We start from the raw sequence: 20,452 nt of genomic DNA, 5'->3' as shown, positions 1-20,452 counted from the left end.
GACCGTTACTGTCCGCGGACGGTGAGGCCACGGGAGTCACGGTCCGGACCACGGCGGGCGTCGCGGATGGCGTGGAAAACCGGGGAGGCGTGCGGCTTGACCGAGACCCGGTCGTTCGGGCCGAGATGGCGAAGTACAGCGTCGTGAGCACGGTGACGAGGGAGGCCGACGAGGCCTGGTGACCGCCGGCCTTCACCCCGTCGCCGGTGGCGCGCTCGCGGTTGGCGGCGTCGACCATGCGCACGGCCAGCCACAGCAGGCGCCGCTCGACCTCCCGCAGCAGGGCGTCGTCGTCCATCACCGCTCCCCCGCCGGCAGGACCGCAAGCGCTCCGGGAACGAGCGCCTCGACGCCGCGGCGCAGGGTCCCGCGCCCGCCCGGCCCGGGTCCGGAAGCTGCTCGACCTCGTCGGCCTGCGGGAGGACCTCGCGCAGCGGTACCCCCACCAGCTCTCCGGCGGCCAGCGCCAGCGGGTCGCGATCGCCCGCGCCCTGGCCGTGAACCCGTCGTTCCTGGTACTCGACGAGCCGGTGTCGGCGCTGGACGTGTCGATTCAGGCGCAGTGCTCAACCTGCTCGCCCGGCTCGGCCTGACGTACCTGTTCGTCGGCCACGACCTGGCGGTGGTGCGGGACGTCAGCGACCGGATCGCGGTGATGTACCTGGGCCGGATCGTCGAGGAGCCGCCGGCCGGGGCGCTGCTCGAGTCGTGCGCGCACCCGTACACCCGCGGCCTGGTCTCGGCCCTGCCGGTCGTCGACCCGGACACCGAGCGGGTGCGGGAGCGCATCATGCTCACCGGCGACCTCCCGTCGCCGATCACGCCCTCGACCGGCTGCACGTTCCACCCGCGCTGCTGGCTCTACACCCGGCTCGGGCAGCCGCAGCGGTGCCGGGCCGAGCGGCCGCCGCTGCGCCCGGCCGGCCCGGACCAGTCCGCCGCCTGCCACTTCAGCGAGGAGCTGGCGAACAGCCCGCTCGGCCGGGCCCCGTCGCCGCCACGTCCCCCAGCCCGTCGAAGGAGCCGAAGCATGGTCCGGTGTTGCTCAAGTACCTGCACGAGGACGAGGCGAGCGTGCGCTGGGCCCGGATCAACGCCGACAACGACCGGGTCGTCATCCGCGTCACGCCGAAGAAGGTCATCTGGCGCAACGCGGTACGGTGAGCCTGGCCCGGGTCGCTGAGCCTCCTGGACGATCGCTGTGTAGGCTCGCGCCCCGTGGACAGCACGCCGACTCAGGTCGACCGGCTGGCGGCCGCGTGCCGCACGCTGGTCGCCGCCTCGTGGTTCAACGCCGCCTCGTTCGCCGTGATCATGCTCAATGCCCTGACCCTGGGCCTGGAGACGTACCACGGGTTCGTCGCGTCCGCGGGGCCGGTCTTCCACCTTCTGGAGTACGCCTTCCTGGCCTGCTTCTCCCTCGAACTGCTCGTGCGCTTCGGCGCGTACCTGCCCCGCCCCGGCGGGTTCGTCCGCGACGGGTGGAACCTCTTCGACCTCGCCATCATCCTCGCGCCGCTGATCCCGGGCGTGCGCGAGAACGTCACCCTGCTGCGGCTGCTGCGCCTGGCCCGGATCGTGCGGGCGTTCCGGCTGTTCCCGAGCCTGCGGGTGATCCTGCTCGGCCTGCGCCGCAGCCTGCCCGGGCTCGGCAGTTTCCTGCTCATCACGGTGCTGGTGCTGTACGGCTACGCGATGCTCGGCTGGATGGTCTTCGGCAAGGCGTACCCGGAGCAGTACGGCACCGTCGGCCAGGCGATGCTGACGCTGTTCCTGCTGCTGTCGCTGGACGGCATCACGGACACGCTGCAGGCCGGGCGCGAGGTCACGCAGTGGGGGATCCTGTACTACCTGTCGTACATGATCGCCGCGTCGTACCTGCTCACCAACCTCCTGGTCGGTGTCGTGCTCAACGCGCTGCAGGAGGCGCACCAGGTCGAGAAGGCGCCGCCCCCGCCGGCCCGGGCCGGGATGGAGGAGCGCCTCGCGGTGCTGCGGGCGGCCCTGGACGATCTGGAGCGGGAGTACGCCCTCTCGCAGACCGCCCCCGAACCGACAACACCCGCCGCCGCCCCTGTCCGCGTTTCCGTCGACGCTTAGCCCCGCTTCAGGGCTGCTGTTCGCAGGGCGTCGCCGACGGTTGCGGTTGCCGCGACGGCGGCGGCGCGCTCGCCGGCGCCGCGGGCCGGCAGGCGCTCGACGGGGTGTCGCCGCCCGCCGCCCACACCGCGACGCCGATCGCCACCGCGGTCAGGATGCCGGCCGTGACGGCCACCCACCGCTGACGCCTGCGCCGTCGCGCCTTCGACCGCTTTCCGCGCCTGCCGTGCGGACGGGCCGGACCGCCCGGACGAGTCTTGGCCCTGGGCCTCGGCGGGGACGCGACAGGATTCGCGGGTGCCGGGAACCCAGCGGAATCGGAATCGTTCCTGGGAACCGGGACCGCAACGGACGCGGGAACCGTGACCGGAACAGTCACGGACTCAGCCGGGGCGGACACGGGCTCGGACCGGGCCGACGCCAGCTCGGCCGGGACGGACGCGGGCTCAGCCGGGGCGGACACAGGCTCGGGCTCGGACTGGGCCGACGCGGCAGGTGTGGGCTGGGCGGGCAGGATCGGAGGCGGTGCGGCCGCGATCGGGGCGGGCTCGGCCTGGGCGCGGGCGGACTTGGCCTGGATGCGGGACTCGGCCTGGGCTCGGGCGGACTCGGCCTGGGCGCGGGCGATGAGCGTCGCGATCCTGGTGCTGGCCGCGCGCAGGCGGGTGGCCTCCTTCGCGGTCAGCTTGCGGCCCGAGATGATGGCGCAGGCGCGGGCGACGGCGACGACGAGGACCGGGTCGCTGATCAGCTCGCGGTGGCCGGTGAACAGCGCGGCGACCATGTTGCGGTCGACCCGCCGGCCCGGGGCGAGCCGGTACGAGCGGATGACCTCGGCCAGGTGCCGCCGCGTGCTCTTGGCGCGGCCCTTGGGCCGGGCGCGGCCCCGCGGTCGCTTGCGGCTGCGGTCCGCGGCCCGGGCAGCCGCCGACGCCAGGACCGCGACCAGCGACTCGACCGCCTCGTCGACCTGCTGCCACCGCGGCGTCACTGCATCCGCCAAGCGGGTGTCCTCCAAGGGGCGTCGCGATCGGGGTGTCGGCCCCATCGTTGCGTGTGCCGCCGCCCACCGCCCGGGCACGCGCCGCCCCCGTGAGAAATGCAACACGATCGGTACCGCAGCCGCCGCAACGCTTGCCCCTGCCCCGGCGGCAGGGTTCGACGATGCCGGCATGACCGAGATGGCACGGCGCATCGCCGAGTTCTGCGACACGGGCCCGCACGGCCCGGCCCACCGCTGCTCCGGCAGCCGCATGACCCGGCGGTCGCCGGTGTGGCGACCGCCGGGCCGGCGGGCGGGGTGTGCGGGTTACGCGTACGTCTCGAACTCCGCGACCCTCGGGGTCGCCGTCGCGCTGGTGATCTCGAACGTCACCTTCTTCATCGACGTCTTCGTGAAGGTGACGACGCCCGCGCCGGTGCCCGTGGCCAGGACCGCGCCGGTGTCGCCGTTCAGCACGCGCCAGTTGCGGATGTTGCCCGTCGCGCCCGAGGCCTCGCGGATGTTGATCCGCGAGATCGAGGTCGCCGAGCCCCACTTGATGGAGATCGAGCCGGTCGTGCCGTTCGGGGACCAGTAGGTGTTCATGTCGCCGTCGCGCACGTCGCCGTAGCTGGTGCCGCTGGCCTTGCTGGAGCCGTCCGAGCCGGCGCCGATGCTCAGGTTGGTGCCGCCCGTGGTCGGCGTGGGCGTGGGCGAGCCCGGGGCCGTCGGGCCGGCGCTGGTCGGCTTCGGCGTGGTCGGGCCGACGGTCGGGCTCGTCGGGGTGCAGCTGCCGTTGGAGACCTGCAGGCCCTTGTTCGCGCCCGCCGTGCGGTTCACCACGTCGGGGACGCAGCTGGCCGGGTCGAGCGAGTACGAGTACGGGATGCTGACGCTCGTGTTGGAGGTCGGGTTCGGGCCCGCGGGGTTGTTGTCGCTCGCCTTCGCCGACCAGGTCACGTTGTCGAAGATGTTGCCGTTGACCTGCCAGTAGCCGGCCGCGTCGGTGTAGAACGTGCCGAGGACGTCCGCGGAGTCCTTGAAGTAGTTGTTGTCGACCCGCGCCTTGCCGCCCGCCCGGGAGTTGATGCCGGACTTGGTCAGGCCCACGTAGTAGTTGTTGTAGATGTGGGCGGTGCCGCCGCGCAGCAGGGGCGTGCGGGAGTCGATGTTGCTGTACAGGTTGTGGTGGAACGTGATGAAACTGTTGGACAGGTCGCTCTCGCTGGAGCCGATGAGCCCGCCACGGCCGGAGTTGCGCAGCGTGCTGTAGGACAGCGTCACGTACTGCACGTTGTCCTTCACGTCGAACAGCCCGTCGAAGCCCGCGTCCTCGCCGCCGGACGCCTCCAGGTTGACGTGGTCGACCCAGACGTTGCGCACGGTGCTCTCCATGCCGATGGCGTCGCCGCCGTTGGACGTCGGCGAGCCCGACTTCTTGACGTTACGGACCGTCACGTTCTGGATGATGATGTTGCTCGAGTCCCGGATGTGGATGCCGAGCTGGTCGAAGACCGCGCCGTTGCCCACCCCGAGGATCGTGACGTTGCTGATCTCCTTGAGCTCGATCTTGTCGGCGGCGGTGTTGCAGCTGTTGCCGGACACCTTGGTCGTGTTGCCGTGGTTGATCGTGCCCTCGACCTGGATGATGATCGGGGTGCTGCTGCTGGCCCGGTTACACAGGGCCTGGTGAATGGCCGTGCCGGTGGTGGCCCGCACGGTCTGCCCGCCCGCCCCGCCGGTGGTCCCGCCGTTCTGGGTCGCGTAGCCCGTCACGCCGCCGGTCGCGGCCGACGCCTGCGGCATCGACTGCACGACCACGACCCCGGCACCGACGGCCATCGCGGCCGCGGCCGGCAGGAGTCGCCATACGACTGCTCGCCTCATCCTCGCCTCACCTTCGTCATAGCGCTTGGGGGTGTGTGTTCCCGGGCCGTCGTCGGCGGCGACGGCGCATCAGGAAAGCGCTTTCCAGCCCGCGACAATAGAGCTACGTCTATCGACAAGGCAAGCCGGTGTCCGGATATGCGGCATTTTCGCCGTGAAACTTTCCTGCAACCAGTTGCAGGAAAGGCCTTACCTAAAGGGTTTCGGCGTCAAGACCCGGCAAGCCAGGGCTCCCCGGTCGTCGCGTCGAAGCGGCCGATGGAATTCCCGGCGGCGACGAACAGGGCGGTACGGCCGTCCACCGGACCGAGTCCAGATCACCGGCTCCGCGACCGGCGCCAAGGTGGCGGCGTCGTAGCACCACAGGTTTGCCGACCCGCGACGGTGTAGGCCGCGACCCGGTGGACGCCGACCTCGTCCTGCACCAACGGCGTGGCAGCCTCGGCGTCGAAACGGCGGACCGAGCCGTCGGACCCCCGAGCACCAAGACCACCCGGCCGCCGGCGGCGTGGGACGTCACCGCACAGGCCAGGGGGTACGCGGCCAGGCGCAGGTCGGGGCGTCAGGGCTCGCGTCCAGTCCGTCGCCGCGTCGAAGGCCGACCCGGCTCCCCCCGCACCGGCAACGACACCGGCGAGCGCGCCCTCCATCGTGCCCAGTGACCGTCCCGGACGGCGAACGGCGGTCCCGGCGGTTGAGAATGGCATAGTCGCGTAATCCAACTGTCGGGTATCCGCGCTCGTCGTCGGGCCGCCAGTCACGTTGAGTATCGCCGGGTCGGAGTTGCTGGCGGTTAGGGTCGCCGACTTCTGGGCGTGGTCGAGCTGCGAGGGGCGCTGGGCAGCGCGTGGGCAGGCGCCCCTGCGACTGGCCCGGAACGTAAACGCGGCTACTGGTTCCAGTCGTTGACGCTGTGCCGCCCGGACCGTGAATAGGGTTCCGGCGACAGCGACCCGGTGTCATGGTGCGTTGCGGGCTGGGCTGTAGCGGTTCCAGGTGCCGCGGGTGCGCCGCGAGTTAGTAGACGAACGGCCATCCGGCGCTGTCGTAGCCGACGAGGTTGATGCCGAGGTAGGACGCGCCCGAGTTGCTGTAGTAGTGGTAGAACAGCACCTCGGCGTCGGTGTCGGCGAGCACCGCCTGGTGGCCGGGGCCGTGGATCGAGCCGTGCGTGGCGAGCATCTGCGTGCCGCCGCCGGAGGTCATCGCGGTGCCGTTGCGGTCGGCGTACGGGCCGGTGATGCTCGTGGAGCGGCCGACCATGATGCGGTAGGTGCTCGACGCACCCCGGCAGCACAGGTCGAACGACACCCACAGGTAATAGTAGTTGCCGTGCCGGAAGATGTACGGCGCCTCGATCGCCGTCGACGAGCCGGTGCGCTGCGCGATCGACGTGACCGTGCTGTCGGCCCGCAGCCCGCTCGACGGGTTGAGCCGGATCAGCTTGATGCCGGTCCAGAACGAGCCGAACGACAGCCACCAGCCCCCGGACGCGTCCACGACCAGGTTCGGGTCGATCGCGTTGTAGCTGCTCGACGTCGTGGTCTCGATCACCAGGCCGCGGTTGATCCAGCTGCCCGCGGCGCCGGACGGGCTCGTGGCCAGGAAGATCGCCGAGTGGTTCGAGCCGAACGTCGAGGCCGCGTAGTACATGTAGTACTGGCCGTTGCGGTACGAGATGTCGGGCGCCCACAGCTGGTTGCTGCCGCCGGTGTACGGCAGCGTCCAGGACGCCCCGCTCGGGAACGCGGCCCCGGCGTTGCGCCAGGCGGTCCGGTCCGACGAGGTCTTGAGCTGGATGTTGGCGCCGGTGTACGCCACGATGTAGCCGCCCGAGGGCGTCTTCACCGCGGACGGGTCGTGCGCGGCGGTGTTGCCGGTCACGACGCCCGGGTTCGGGTAGGAAGCCGGCGGGCTCGTCGGCGCGGCGAGCGGGGCCGGCGCCGTGGCGGCCGTCGCGTTCACGCCGGCGACCGTGCCCGTGACCAGGACGGCCGCGGTGGCCGCGGCGAGCCACAGGCGCCGGGATCTCAGCAGGGACATGGCGGTATCTCCTCGAATGTGAGCGCTCACACATTCTCGGCGAACCGCATCGATGATTGTCAAGGTTTGGGCTTCCCGGGACGCCGGGCGGGCCTGAAAGTTACCGGCGCCCGGGAAGGGGCCGAGCTCAGCCGGCGGCCTGGTCCTCGCGCGCGTCCTCGTCGTGGTGGGCGCCGCGCTGGGCCGGCAGCAGCTCGCCCGCGGCCTGCGGTGCGTCCTCGAACTCCGCGGCGACCTGCGGCTGGCCCACCCACAGGGCGCGCATCTGCTGCTGCATGAACGTGGTCAGGCGGGCGCGGTACTCCTGGTCGAAGCGCTCCAGCGACTCGATCTGCTGCTGCAGCGCCTGCCGCTTGGAGGTGAGGCCGCCCACGACGTCCTCGTAGATCTGCTCGGCCCGCTGCTTGATCTCGTAGGCGTTCTCCTGGGACTCGCGGACGATGTCCTCCGCCCGCCCCTGCGCCTCGGCGAGCACCTCGCCGGCGTTGTGCTCGGTCTCCGCGGCGTAGGCCTCGGCCTCCCGGGCGATCTTCTCGGCCGACATGCGCGCCCGGCTGAGGATCTTCTCGGCCTCATCGCGCAGCGCGCCCGCCTGGGCCTGTGCCTCGGAGACGATCTGGCCCGCGGTCGCGTGCGCCTCGGAGATGATCGCGTCGTGCTCGCGCCGCGCGGTCTCGATGTGCTCCTCGGCGGTGCGCTGCGCCATGGTCAGCACGGCGAGCGCCTTCGCCTGGTCGTTGAGCGCCTGTCCGCCGCCCTCCGGGGCGTTGAGGAGGCCGGGACCGCCGGCATGCCGGTCGTCGTACGGTCGCATCCCGTTCTGTGTCATGGCCCCTGTCCCTCTCACCTGCCCGCCGAATGCCCCGCGCACGATACCCGACATGCGCAAGGGTGCGGTATCGCCGAAGGGGTCTTAAGCTGCGCCAAAGCCATCCCTAAGCTCTGGCGGAATGTCGCTTTTTCGAAATCCGGACCGCCCGGGTGGCCGATGGCGGGCGCCGGACTCAGCCAGGATGATCGATGCGTGCTGACTCCGGCCGATCCGGTCCCGGTGCCCTTCCGCGGCGAGCGCTCCGCCCGCGGCCCGCTGACCCTCGGTCAGCTCAACACGGCGAAGTGGCTCGAGGACGCGCCCTACACCCCGGCCGCCCGGCTCGACCAGCGCCTCCCGGTCCCGCCCGGCACGCCCCTTCCCGACGTCGTCGCCGCCCTGAGCGCGCTCCTCGCTCGTCACGAGGCGTTACGCAGCCGATACATCCTCGGCGACCCCGGAGAACAGCACGTCCTCGCGGCCGGCGAGGTCCCCCTGGCCATTTTTCGTGTGACAAACGACTCGTCGCCGGATGAGGTCGCCGCGGAGCTCGCCGCCCTCGGCCGCGAGAAGCCGATCGACCCGGCGGTGGACTCACCGGTACGGTTCTGCGCCGCCGTCCGCGACGACGCCGTGGCCGTCCTGGTCGCCGTCTACTCGCACCTGGCCGTGGACTTCCAGGCCCTGATGGTCCTGGCCCGCGACTTCGCGGACCCGCCGGCCGGCGCGCCCGCGGTGCAGCCCCTGGACCGCGCCGCGGCCGAGGCGAGCCCGTCGCGCCGGCGCCGCCAGGACCAGGCGCTGCGCCACTGGGTCCGGCACCTGTCCGCGGCCCCGGCACACCTCTACGCCCGCCCCCGAGACTCGGCCGGGCGCGGCTCCGGCGCCTGCGGGATGTCGTCGGCGGCCGCGGCCCACGCCCTGGACCACATCGCCGCCCGCACCCGGGTGAGCCGCCCGACGATCGTGATGGCGGCGCTGTGCGCCCTGCTCGCGCACCGCACCGGCTACGGCACGCTGCGCTTCGTGATGCTGTCGGCCAACCGCTTCGAGTCGGACCTGCGCGACTACGTCGGAACCCTGGCCCAGTCCACCTACGTCGCGCTCGACACCGCGGGCGCGGGCTTCGACGAACTGGTCCGCCGCTGCTTCGGCGCCGTGCTGCAGGCCGGGGTCAACGGCGCCTACCACGTGTACCGCCAGCACGAGCGCTCCGCGGAGATCAACGCGGAGCGCGGCATCGCCCCGAGCTTCGAGCCGCTGTTCAACAGCGTCGTGGTGGACACCCGCGGCTTCGACCCGCCACCCCCGCGCCCGGCCCCGGCCCCGACCCGGCTGGCCTGGATGGACCTGCCCCCGACGGACATCCTGCTCCGCTTCGACCTGGGCCGGGTCGACGACGAGTTGGTCGCCCGCGTCTGGACCGGCGACACCGGCCGAGTCACCCGCGGCGAGGCGACGGACCTGCTGCTGGCCCTGGAACGCCTGCTCGTGACCGCGGCCCGCGGCGACCTGGACCCGCCGGCGGTGGCGCGGGCCGTGGCGCTGCCGCCGCTGCCCCGCCCGGACGGCTGGCACCTCATCGACGGTTGCTGGATCGACCTGGCCGAGGTGCAACGGCTGCTGGACGACGCCTTGTCCCCCTCCGCGGCCCGCGCCCGCGTCGAGGACGGCCGGCTGACCGCTTACCTGGCCGATCACCTGTCCGCTGACGCGGAGGGCGCGCGGGCGCGGTGCCGGGCGCTGCTCGCCGGCCGACATGCGGCGATGGTCCCGCATCGCTTCGTTTCCGCCCCGCCCTTGCATTGAGAATCTTGAGCGGAAAGGGTTCCGCCCCCGCGAGCATCTCTTGTCTGATATCCACGTCCCCTCGACCAGGGAGGTTATGTGGGATTCAACAAGAGGCTCGCCGGCACCGTGGTCGCGACCGCGGCCCTCTCGGTGACGGCGGCCGGCCTGATGTCCGCCCCGGCGGTTGCCGAAGCGACGGCGACGACGCAATACACGGTCATCGCCGCGGACAACGCCTCGGTCGCCGAAGCCACCGCCGCCATCGGCAAGGCCGGCGGCAAGGTGGTCGGCAGCAACGACGCGGTGGGCATGTACACGGTGCTCGCGCCGCAGAACGGGTTCATCGAGAAGGCCGGCTCGCAGGCCAGGCTCGTGGGCGCGACGCACAAGGTCGCCATCGGCAAGGCTCCCCGGAAGGAGCGGCCCGGCAACGCCGAGCGCGAGGCCCAGCAGGCGGCCAAGGCCGCCAAGAAGGGCGGCGGCACCAAGCCGGCCACGGCCGGCATGGACCCGCTGGACGACAAGCTCTGGGGCCTCACGACGGTCAGGTCCGACAAGGCGCGGAAGGTCAACGCCGGGGACAAGCGCGTGACCGTCGGCATCCTCGACACCGGCGTGGACGCGTCGAACCCCGACATCGCCCCGAACTTCAACTGGGCGCTGTCGAAGAACTTCGCGCCGGACGTCGTCGACATCGACGGGCCGTGCGAGGTCGCGAGCTGCCTCGACCCGGTGGGCACCGACGACGGCGGCCACGGCACGCACGTCGCCGGCACGATCGGCGCGGCGGCCAACGGCTTCGGCGTCTCCGGCGTCGCGCCGAACGTGTCGCTGGTCGAGCTCAAGGGCGGCCAGGACTCCGGGTACTTCTTCCTGGAGCCCACCGTCAACGCGCTCGTGCACGCGGCCGACCACGGCATCGACGTGGTGAACATGTCCTTCTATGTCGACCCGTGGCTGTACAACTGCGTCGCCAACCCGGCCGACTCCCCGGCCCAGCAGGCGGAGCAGCGCACCACCATCAAGGCGATGTTCCGGGCGCTGACCTACGCCCACCTCAAGGGCGTGACCCTGGTGAGCGCCATGGGCAACAACCACGAGGACAAGGGCAAGCCGCGCACGGACATCTCTAGCCCGGACTACCCGGCCGACACGGCGTACGACCGGCCGGTCGACAACAGCACGTGCTGGGACCTGCCGGCGGAGGGCCCCTTCGTCATCGGTGTGTCCGCGCTCGGCCCGTCGTTGAACAAGGCCGACTACTCCGACTACGGTCTGGAGCGCATCGGCGTCTCCGCACCCGGTGGGTACTTCCGGGACGGCCTGGGCACCGACACCTATCGGAGCGTGGGCAACGAGATCCTCTCCACGTATCCGAAGAAGGTGCTGCAGGAGGAGGGCTCGGTCGACGCGGCGGGCAACGTCCTGCCCGAGTTCGCCGACTCGGTCTTCAAGCAGTGCAACGCGGTCGGGCAGTGCGGGTACTACACCTACCTGCAGGGCACCTCGATGGCCTCGCCGCACGCCGCCGGCGTCGCGGCGCTGATCGTCAGCGCACACGGCAGCAAGCAGGGCCGCAACGGCTTCGGCCTGGAGCCCTGGAAGGTCGAGTACCTGCTCTACTCCACGGCGGCCGAGCACGCGTGCCCGAACCCGCCGCTGGTGTCGTACGTCAACGTGGGGCGCTCCACCGAGTTCGACGCGCTCTGCGAGGGCGGCCCGCACTTCAACGGTTTCTACGGCCACGGCATCGTCGACGCCTACGCCGCGGTCACCGCGCACGCCTGGTGGGAGCACCACTGAGCACGGTCCCTGAGGCGGGGTCCCCGGGTCGGCCGGGGACCCCGTCGCCGTTCTGGTTTGTTCCGGAAGAGCGCTCACGGATGGTGCGCCGCCGCCTTATCCGCAGGGCTACACGATTGATCAACTAAGGCCTGTTTCATGGCTCGTGGTTAGTGCTGGAGCTATGGAACAGCGAGAGTCCTACTTTCCCTATATATTAAGTAGTGTTATGCCTCACATTCACTGACATCCAGCTATCGGCGCGGCCTAGCCTGTTTACGTGAAGGAAGAAAGTAGGCGCCTCGTCAGCTTCGATGCCCAGCAGCGTCGCGGTGGCCCCGTGGTCCGCGCGGCTTGCGGTCCGAGGTGCTGTCGGCAGGTCCAGGCGGCGACGGTCGTTCCAGAATGTGGGATCGGTGGGGTTAAGTAAAGCTGGAGCGTCCATCGAGATATGGGAGTTAGTCGTGATCGATGGAGCCACGACTTCTGGAGCGGTGGGGCCAAGAAGGTCCCGGAGAAAACACCCGTTTGTCAACCGCATCGCGCCGCCTTGCCGCCTTGCCGAACGGTCGCGCTGTCTGGCTGCAATCCGATGACCAAACCCCGAGCTCACGCTCAACTGAGTCCGCCGACGTGCTCGTGGCCGGCAGTGGCCCAGCGGTCACCCGGGCGGTGCCTACCGCGCCACCGCTGGTAGCGGGACCGCTCGCGACGCCAACGGCCCAAGAGGTCGAAAGCGTGAGCCGGGAATGGGTAGGGGGACCAGCGGTTGAGCTCGCCACAGGACCAGATCAGTCCGCAGACTCAGGCAACGACCACGGCTGGCTCGAGTGCACCACCGGAGGGCAGGTCAGTCGATGTTCTGACGCACGAGGCCCGGGAGGTGGAGTCGCAACTGGCCGCTGCCCGGCTGAGGGTCCTCGAATCCAACGAACGACAACGCGCGGTCACCGCCGACCTGTCTGACCCGGCCAACGAACTTGGAGTGACGCGGGAGCGCGTGGCCGAGGCGACCAGGCACGAAGTTGAACCACAGCCGGTCGCCGGGCAGGTCGACGAATCCGGGGAGCAGCCAGCGCCCGATCCCACGCGCGGGGGCGTGACCGAGGCGGTACGGCAGTACGGGTCGCAGCTGGATGGGGTGCAGGGACTCGAGTACGTCACGCCCGTGCCCGAGAGCGTTGTCCAGTGGCTGCGTGAGCAGGTAAGGGCGGCGGTGGGCACGCGGGGAACGCAAGCCTCCTTTGGCGCGGATCTTGATCGGCGGCTCACCGCGGAATACCTGCTCGCGGAGTGGCCACGGGTGCGCAGCGAATCCGGGTTGCCGCTGTCGATTCCCGCCGATGGCGGGCAGACCACGTGGCTGCGGGTGGTGTTGCGCGACGTGGTGGCAGCGGACCCCGGGATCGAGCAATTGCCCGACGGCCCACCCGTCGCATTCCAGCGCTGGGCGTTCGGCGGATGGGAGGTGGCTGAGACCGGCAGCGCCGGCGATCTGCGGTCCATGCGTCTCCCGTTCGCGTATTCGCACAAATGGCCGGTCGACAACGGCAGCGAACTGCGGCGGGTAGTGCTGACGGTGCAGCCGACCGTGACATACAACCAGACGTCGACCTCGGTGACGGTCGCTGGCGGGGTGCAGGTGCTGACGCTGTTGCGCAGCCGCGAGCGCTCTTGGCCGTACAGCTATGAGATGCGTTGGCAGATGCGTGTGGGCGGCGATGTGAACCGCCCGTGGACCGACCTCATCGCCTCGCCGGCCGAGCGGCTGACGGTGTGGTTCCCGAAGCATCTCGTGGAGGATCCGCGCGCGGATGCGGAGCAGCCCCAGCCGGCGCCGCTGGACACGTTGCGCAACGACGTGCCCTTGTTCGGGGTGCAGTCGGTGCCGAACGCGGACCGAATTTTCAGTGATGTCATGGCGTCGTTCCGGCCGCACCTCGCGGCGCTGTCGAAGGCATCGAGACGGGACCTGCGGGAGTTCTTCGGCGAATACAGCCTGCGCGCAAATATTCCGTTGATGTGGGCGGGAAGCCACCCATCGCCGCTGTTGTTCGAGGAAAACGGTTCCGTCATCGGATACCTGCGGGTGCGTACGCGGTTGGTCGCGCGGGAGGTCACCGGTCCGGCGACGCAGGATGCCGTGCTGGAGTCGCACGTGCTGCGGACCCTGCGTATCGAGGGTTCCGCCAAGGTAACCAACGCGGTCGGCGTCGACGGCTTCCTGAGCTTCGGCATGTCAAAGGCGCCGGCCGATGCCGACACCGGCGTCGAGCCGACCGGCGGATCCGTCCGGGGGCAAGCCGGTGTGCGGCATCAGGTGTCGCACGCACTGGGATCAGGCGGTGGGGCGCGCACCTCGCACTCGCTGCGGACAAGGAAGCCGCTGATCCCGCAGGCTGTCGACGTGAGTTTCGAGGTGGAACTCGTCCGCGCGGCTGATGCCGCGGCCCGCCCCGGGCCGGTGACGCCTTTGGGGTCTGGCGTGTCGCACCGGGCGATCCTGCGGGTACCGGCTGCGGACCTTGTTACTCAGAGGCCGACCGCGCCGCGTTACCTGCCACCCGAGATCGCGCAGCTTCGTTCGCTCGGCGTTTCCACCACGCCGTTGCGGGTCACTGGCACCGAGTCGTTATTCGCATCGGCCGAGACTTGGCTGGTGGAGCGGGGCTTCCTGCCGCCCGACAACGACCCGATGCTGGAAAAGCTGACTGACGAGGCGACCAGGGTTCAGCGCCTGGAGAACGTTCGCAAGCTTGATGTGGCCCGCTCCGGTACGGGGCTGCGCGGCGCTGTGGACGAGATGGTCGAGGGCGGTTATTCGATCGTGTTCGAACTGCCTGTCCGCGGTGAGGTTCAGCGTGTCGAAGTTCGCGTGTCCGCCGAGCGCCGCTTCACCGACGAGCCTGAGGGAGGAGTCGTCCACAACCTGGTCCTGCCCGACATCCAGACGTTGAATTGGACTGGTTCGACGCTCCCCGCCAGCGAAGGGCGCACTCGTTCTCCGTTCGGCTGGAACGTTGGCTTTGCTGGTTCGTACTCCAACCCACTTGATCTGGCCGACTATGGAAGGCCGCTGCAGAGCGTTTCCGGCGGAGTCAACCGCTTCTCTCGCCCTGCCAAGATCACCGAAACCAACATCGGCTTCGGGCAGGAATTGTACGCGCTCAGCCCGAGCGGCGAGGGCTCGCACGCCTTCGAGGTGCCGGTGCGGCTACGGATGGAGATTTCGTGGAGCCACGGCGGCGCGCCCGGGCCGAACAGCGTTGACGGGACGTTCGCGTTGGCGGTACCCACCTACCGCACGCTCGCGCAGCCGGTGGAGATTCGCCCGTACCAGATTCCGGTACCTCGGGAGGTCACTGATCAGGATCGCGCCAGCCTGAACCGACCGGACGGTGATGTGATCTACCGGGACGGAGTGCTGCGGCTGCCGGAGCTGGCGTATGTGGACCGGGTGGAGGGCAGCCGGTCGATCCGTGCGGTAGTCAGAGACCTCGTCGGTACCGTGCGCCGCGCCGCCACGGCCGCGGAACAATCCGCTGCTTCAGGCCCTGATATGCCCGGCGCATTCCCCGTCGATGATGCGGCTTTGCCGTCACCGGTCGAGGGCGACATGGAGATGCAGTCTCCGAGGCACGCGCGCATGTTGCATGGCCAGGCGGAGGATGATCGAACGTTCGCCATGCCCGGCGCTTTCCCTTCTGGCGAGGCGAATGCGCCGGTGGAGGTGAGGGGCGACGAGCCGGCCGCCGGCGACCAGACGGTCGGGCTATGGGGTGCTCGTGCGGCGCGATGGTTCGGCGGGATGGTGGTGGGTGGGTGGGCGTGGGCGAAGCGGCGGGCGATCGGCGAGCCGTTGACCCGACCTGAGAGCATGGGGCAGGAGGTGGTGCACGCCGCGGTGTCGCCCCACCATCTGGCGGCCAACGCCCTGCAGGTCTTCAACAACCAGTACGTGTCCGAGAACATCGGCGAGCACGGCATGGTGTGGGGTACCGATGTGTCGGTGACTGTTGAGGGCTACCTCACCGACGTAGAGACCCTGCCCCCGCCTGGAACCATGGACATGGAATGCTGGCTGCAGTCCCTTGACGGGTCGTCGCACACGGCAGAGAGCAGCGTTTCGTACGAGGTGCCGGCGACGGTCACGGGCACCTACGGCAGCGACACGCAATTCGTACCGTCCGGGACGTACACCCACGGCAGACGTAGGGACGCCCGCACGACGTTCAGCGACAACACGATGGCGTTCAGGGTCACGACTGAGAACGACGTCTCGACGTTTCGCTTCAGGGCGAAGGCGATCTACGTCATCACGGTCACAAAAGGCGGCCGCAACGTGGTGGCCGGGACCCTCTGGGGCAGGCCGTGTTTCGAGGAGCAGATCGCGGTCGAACTGCCCGAGGCCGTGGAGTTCCTTCTCGTCGAGAACGACCTGTTCAACCACCCGGAGTTGCGGCAAGTCCCCGGGGTCCCGCCGGCTGACCCGCAGAAGGCTGTCGGGACCGCCGACCGCAGGCTGCCCCCCTGGTTCGTTCGCAGCCGCGGGGAGCTTGGCTTCGGCGTGGCCACCGCAGTGGCACCCCTGGGCTCGCGTCCGCAGTTCCGCGAAGGCATCCGCGCCCTGGTCGAGACCCAGGCGCCGGGGGTGACCCGTCCCGGCCATGCTGCGTACCTGCCTGGTGTTCGATCGCGGATTGCCGACCACAGCTCCCCCCTTGGGCTGCGGACACTGATCAACGCTGGTCCCGAGGGCCGCGCCTCGTTCCACTTCGTGCACCGGTCGTGGCTCGGGCCGCGACTGGTGGAGGTCGAGTTCAGCGCGCAGCCCTCGCAGAACGCCGCCCAGCTCGCGGAACGGCGAGGCCGGAAAACCTCGACCAGCGCGGGCCTGGACACCATCCTGGCCCATTCGTCCGGCGAAGGCGGATCACTACAGATCCCGGGCGCGAGCAAACAGAGCGTTACCCGTGTCATCGCCAACAACGTCGCCTTCTCGCCGCTGGTCAAGCGGAACGATCACCAGGGGCAACCGTCCCTCGCAATGGCGACCCAGCACAGCCGGACGAACGCCGCGTCATCGCTACGGGAATCCCGCACCTGGCAGCGGACCGTCGCTACCACCCAGTTCGACCGCGTCCCCTACACGCTCGGCGTGACCGTACGATCGATGCCGCTGAGCGACGCACTCATCGTCGGCGTGGGTAGGGCCGCGATCAACGGGCTCGTCGCCGTGGGCTGGCTCGTTCGGCCGGCCTGGCGGAGCCTGCCGAGGGTGAGCGCGGTCAGCGAGTCGTCCCAGACCTTCCCGGCCCTGGCCACGTTGCGTTTCAGCGAGGCGGAGACGCCCCACGACCCGATTGCCGAACAGCGGCGGGTCCAGCCGGTGATGCTCAGTTCTGCCCCGACACCGGTCGTACCCCCGCCCACCGGCGCGGTCGTCATCGACATGGAGGTCCCGCCAGAAGTTCGTGCACTGGCGACCGGCACATCCTGGCTGCCGAGCCGAGCGTTCTCCGTGTACGACTTCGACGCCGTTGCGCAACTTGCCGAAGCGATCCGGACCGTCGACCCGTCCCTCGCACGCGATGATCGGCTGCACAACTCCACTTCTGCGGAGGGGATCTTCGTCCGCCTGGCCCACCTTGCCCGCTCGGGCAAGGTCACCATGATGGAACCAGCTGCGGTGGGCCGGTTACTGGGTCGCACTGGCACGCCGGGTACGTCGCTGCAGTTCGCGCTGTATTCACCAAAGCCCGCGAGCTCAAGTCGCAACGTGGCCATCGATAGCATCAACGCCAACACCGATAGCTTCACCACGACCGTCAACGCGTCAGTGACCCCGACGTCAACCGTTGGCGGTACCCACCCATTCACTCATGACGTCAACAACTACGGCGGCCCGGCGGTACCGATCGTCGGGGTTGAAGCGGCTCAGGGCCAGAGCGCCGGCGGCTCGGCGCAGCGGCGCGAGATCCTCCGGTTCGGCACCTCCATGGAATCGGCTGACGGGCACGGCACACCGGGATACCAGGTCACCGCGGTCGCCGTGATCCGGGTCGAGGGTCCCAACGGAACCCGTTGGGTCGTCGGCAACCTCGAGATGCGCACCACGGAAGCCCCGCCTGTCGAGGTAGCGGCCGAGGCCATTGCGCTTGGTGCGCCCGACACAGACGCTCCCGCCCTGGACGTGCTCGCCAGTAGTTCGTCGAGTTTGCGGGCGCCCTCTGCACAGAGCACGCTGACGACCACTGCCCCGCTGATCTTCGACTTGGAGCGGACGGCGCTGACCGCACACGACGACGCGGCGCCACCTCGCACCATGGCCACCACACAGCAGGCGCCGGCCGATGCGCCCTCCGCCACCTTCGAGGTCGGCACGGGCGATCCAGCGAACGCCGTATCCGACCCTGTCGACGACGACCCAGTACTGCCCGATGAAGTCAGATCAATGGATGGGGTTTGGTTCGCCGGCGCCCTGCCTGGGAGCCGCGACGAGCTGGCGCTGACCAGGCTGACGCAAGCGGTACTGGCGGCCGGAGCGCAGCGGCATGTGGTGATCGTCAACACGCCCCGGCTGCAGCCACAGAACGCCTCCATCGTTGCGGCAGTGCGACAGGCAGCGGACCGGCTCGCGTGGTGGGATGGGCGTGGCGTGATCGTCGTGGTGCTGGACGCCGACCCGACGCTACAGGCATGGCTTGAACATGCGCCGGTGGTGACCACGCGACGAGTGCCGGCACCGGCCGACAAGGACCAGACAGTCCTCGACACCGTATGGGAGCTACGCGCTGCGGGAGGCCGGCGCGAGCTGTTCCAGGAACGACCGACCGCCGACATGTTCACTGCGGCGGTCGAGATGAGCCGGGCATCGGCACGCCCGCCGCTGCCGCGGGACCTGGCTCGATGGGTCTGCACCAACACGTGGACGCAGCGACAGGACATCTTCGACGAATTCAGGGACCGGCTCGTACGCCCCGAGCTGCTCGACGCGCTCGAGCGGCTCGCGTCCGTGAACGCCCAGGCCGGGCCGGAAAGCGTCATGACCTGGCTCGACCACGTTGGTCTGCGGCAAGTGGCCGAGCGGATTGGACACGACTCGCAACGCGTTCGCCGGGGGCTTGAGGGGGCCGATTCCAGCAGCATGCGGCGCGGAATCGCCAACCGGGTGCTTGGGGAGATATGGGCGGAAAGCCGCGCAGCTCGTGAACTTGCCGCGATGTCAGTAATCCTGCGCCGCGAGCTGGCCACCCATCATGACAAAGCACACGCAACGACGCCCGGCTCGGTCAGTGCGCCAGTCGCCGTTGGCCCATTCAGCCAGCATCCCCCCGTCGCTGCCCTGTCAACCCAGCAGATGTTCGCCTACCTCTCGCGCAGCGCGCCCGAATGGAAGGATCCTCACGCCGGCCGCTTCATGCTTCGCGCCGTATTCGATCGCCAGCTGTCGCATGAGGACTATGCCTCGTTGGTGATGGCGGGCGGCACCACCACGAGCCAACGGATGGAAGGCATCTTTTCCGCGGCAGTCGCAGTCGTCCTGGAGTTGACCCGGCGAGTCCCCGACCAACACCGCGACCGGCAGCTGCTCCGTGGCCTCGACGACTTGATCACGAGCGTGCGGTGTCTGATAGACGGGACACTACGATTTGAGTGGGTGTCGCGTATCAACCCCGCCTGGTGGAACGACACGCCACTGGCCAACAGTATGCATAGCCACGACCAGCTTCCGTCCGCGATAGCCCGACTCAACCATCTCGCCGAGCTAATCGTGACGTGCGGTTACTAACCCCCCTTCAGGAGCCGATCCAGTTCGCGCCGGACACCTTCGGCGCCGTCCTCTTCGGCGAGGCGGGCGGCGAGGGCCTCGGCGCGGTGGCGGTAGGCCGGGTCGGCGACCGCCGCCGTCAAGGCTCCGGCCAGCCGGTCGGCGGTCAGCCGCCGGATCGGGACCGGGCCGGGCGAGACGCCGAGCCGGGTCAGGCGCCGCGCCCAGAACGGCTGGTCCACCATGAACGGCACCGGCACGGCCGGGAGCCCGGCCCGCAGCCCGGCCGCGGTCGTGCCCGCCCCCGCGTGGTGCACGACCGCCGCCATCCGCGGGAACAGCCACTCGTGCGGCACCTCCCCGACGGCGAGGACGTCGTCGCCGGTCGCCGTCAGGCCCGCCCAGCCGGCGCCGACGACGGCCCGCAGCTTCGCCTTGCGCACCGCGGTCACGACGAGGGCCGACAGGGCGGCGCGGTCCCGGGCCGGCATGCTGCCGAAGCCGACGTACACCGGAGGCGGGCCCGCGGCCAGGAAGTCCGACAGCCGCGGGTCGGGCTCGAAGCCGGGCTCGGGCGCCGGCCACCAGTAGCCGACCGGGCGGTGCCAGGCCGGCCAGTCCGGCGGCGGCGGGACGACCAGCGGGCTGAAGCCGTAGCAGATCGGCCAGCGCGCCTCCTGGGCCGCCAGCCAGGCCGAGGGCGTCGCCGGGGGCAGGCCCAGATCGGAGCGCAGCTCGTCGACCGCGGCGCGGAAGGGGCGCTGGCCCACGTCGAGCAGGAGGGACGCGGCGCGGTGGTTGGCCCAGCCGCCCAGGGACCGGGTGGTGAGGACCGGGGGCGGGAACTGCCGCGTCGGGGTCAGCGGCTGCAGGTACACGCCCAGGCTGGGCCGGCCCAGACCCTCCGCGATGTGGATGCCGAACCAGCTGGTCGGGGTCACCAGCAGGACGTCGGCCGCGCGGGCGGCCGCCAGCATCGCCGCGGCCAGCGGGCGGGCGTGCTCGGCGACGACCCGGTTCACGGCCAGGCTCATGCGGACCAGGCCGCGGTCGGCGAAGTGGGTCGCCAGCTGCTCCCGGGTGTCCATCGGCAGCGGCTGGAAGTCCAGGCCGTGCCGGCGGACCAGGGGTTCGAACAGGGCATGGGTGGCGAGGGTGACCCGGTGACCCGCCTCCTGCAGCCGTACGCCGAGCCCGGTGTACGGCGCGACGTCCCCCCGGCTGCCGATGGCCATGATCGCGACTCGCGCCATGGTTCGATTCTCGCCGACGCGCCTGTCAGCCG

12 protein-coding genes and 2 pseudogenes are annotated in these 20,452 nt (G+C 70.3%); 7 read left to right on the top strand and 7 right to left on the bottom strand.

What is annotated here, in order from left to right:
• Positions 1 to 62: 62 nt before the first annotated feature.
• Positions 63 to 298, bottom strand: a pseudogene (locus ACQPY0_RS21815) (hypothetical protein); the annotation flags it as partial.
• On the opposite strand from ACQPY0_RS21815, the gene ACQPY0_RS21810 reads away from it, so the two are divergent.
• Entirely contained in the window at positions 237 to 593 is a 357-nt protein-coding gene (locus ACQPY0_RS21810) for an ATP-binding cassette domain-containing protein (RefSeq protein ID WP_432991660.1), read from the top strand. The pseudogene ACQPY0_RS21815 and the gene ACQPY0_RS21810 sit on opposite strands and share 62 nt — an antisense overlap.
• Here the strand turns inward: ACQPY0_RS21810 and ACQPY0_RS21805 are convergent.
• On the bottom strand, positions 554 to 718 hold the full coding sequence (locus ACQPY0_RS21805) for a hypothetical protein (RefSeq protein WP_432995962.1): 165 nt from the start codon (positions 716 to 718) through the stop codon (positions 554 to 556). The two genes, ACQPY0_RS21810 and ACQPY0_RS21805, sit on opposite strands and share 40 nt — an antisense overlap.
• On the opposite strand from ACQPY0_RS21805, the pseudogene ACQPY0_RS21800 reads away from it, so the two are divergent.
• The 3 genes and pseudogenes from ACQPY0_RS21800 to ACQPY0_RS21790 all read left to right on the top strand — a co-directional run.
• Positions 656 to 892, top strand: a pseudogene (locus ACQPY0_RS21800) (oligopeptide/dipeptide ABC transporter ATP-binding protein); the annotation flags it as partial. The gene ACQPY0_RS21805 and the pseudogene ACQPY0_RS21800 sit on opposite strands and share 63 nt — an antisense overlap.
• 146 nt (positions 893 to 1,038) lie before the next feature.
• Positions 1,039 to 1,164, top strand: coding sequence for a hypothetical protein (locus ACQPY0_RS21795; RefSeq protein ID WP_432995960.1), 126 nt, complete (start codon positions 1,039 to 1,041; stop codon positions 1,162 to 1,164).
• A 54-nt stretch (positions 1,165 to 1,218) separates the two neighbouring features.
• Positions 1,219 to 2,100 (top strand): ion transporter, encoded by an 882-nt coding sequence (locus tag ACQPY0_RS21790; protein ID WP_432991658.1) that lies wholly within the window; start codon positions 1,219 to 1,221, stop codon positions 2,098 to 2,100.
• Positions 2,101 to 2,107: 7 nt separating this feature from the next.
• Here the strand turns inward: ACQPY0_RS21790 and ACQPY0_RS21785 are convergent, their stop codons facing one another.
• From ACQPY0_RS21785 to ACQPY0_RS21770, 4 genes are all read right to left on the bottom strand, one after another.
• Positions 2,108 to 3,103, bottom strand: coding sequence for a hypothetical protein (locus tag ACQPY0_RS21785; RefSeq protein ID WP_432991656.1), 996 nt, complete (start codon positions 3,101 to 3,103; stop codon positions 2,108 to 2,110).
• A gap of 306 nt (positions 3,104 to 3,409) precedes the next feature.
• Positions 3,410 to 4,969 (bottom strand): pectate lyase family protein, encoded by a 1,560-nt coding sequence (locus ACQPY0_RS21780; protein ID WP_432991654.1) that lies wholly within the window; start codon positions 4,967 to 4,969, stop codon positions 3,410 to 3,412.
• 1,017 nt (positions 4,970 to 5,986) lie between these two features.
• Entirely contained in the window at positions 5,987 to 7,012 is a 1,026-nt protein-coding gene (locus ACQPY0_RS21775) for an arabinan endo-1,5-alpha-L-arabinosidase (protein WP_432991652.1), read from the bottom strand.
• Positions 7,013 to 7,139: 127 nt separating this feature from the next.
• Complete coding sequence (locus tag ACQPY0_RS21770) at positions 7,140 to 7,841, bottom strand: DivIVA domain-containing protein (protein ID WP_432991650.1); 702 nt, start codon at positions 7,839 to 7,841, stop codon at positions 7,140 to 7,142.
• 195 nt (positions 7,842 to 8,036) lie between these two features.
• Between ACQPY0_RS21770 and ACQPY0_RS21765 the strand changes: the two genes are divergently transcribed.
• The 3 genes from ACQPY0_RS21765 to ACQPY0_RS21755 all read left to right on the top strand — a co-directional run bounded on the left by ACQPY0_RS21765 (position 8,037) and on the right by ACQPY0_RS21755 (position 19,188).
• A complete protein-coding gene (locus tag ACQPY0_RS21765; protein ID WP_432991649.1) occupies positions 8,037 to 9,632 on the top strand; it encodes a condensation domain-containing protein in 1,596 nt (531 codons plus the stop codon).
• 150 nt (positions 9,633 to 9,782) lie between these two features.
• Positions 9,783 to 11,417 carry a S8 family serine peptidase gene (locus ACQPY0_RS21760; protein ID WP_432995329.1) on the top strand — a complete coding sequence of 545 codons (1,635 nt, stop codon included), beginning with the start codon at positions 9,783 to 9,785 and terminating at the stop codon, positions 11,415 to 11,417.
• A gap of 862 nt (positions 11,418 to 12,279) precedes the next feature.
• Positions 12,280 to 19,188 (top strand): hypothetical protein, encoded by a 6,909-nt coding sequence (locus ACQPY0_RS21755; protein WP_432991647.1) that lies wholly within the window; start codon positions 12,280 to 12,282, stop codon positions 19,186 to 19,188.
• On the opposite strand, the gene ACQPY0_RS21750 is transcribed toward ACQPY0_RS21755, so the two are convergent.
• Positions 19,185 to 20,420, bottom strand: a complete 1,236-nt coding sequence (locus ACQPY0_RS21750) for a glycosyltransferase (protein ID WP_432991645.1) — start codon at positions 20,418 to 20,420, stop codon at positions 19,185 to 19,187. The genes ACQPY0_RS21755 and ACQPY0_RS21750 overlap by 4 nt on opposite strands.
• Positions 20,421 to 20,452: the final 32 nt, after the last annotated feature.

Source organism: Dactylosporangium sp. CA-233914 (assembly GCF_050942935.1).
Classification (GTDB): Bacteria; Actinomycetota; Actinomycetes; order Mycobacteriales; family Micromonosporaceae; genus Dactylosporangium.
The sequence above is the reverse complement of the archived record's forward strand: the minus strand, read 5'-3'. Positions and strand labels throughout refer to the sequence as shown.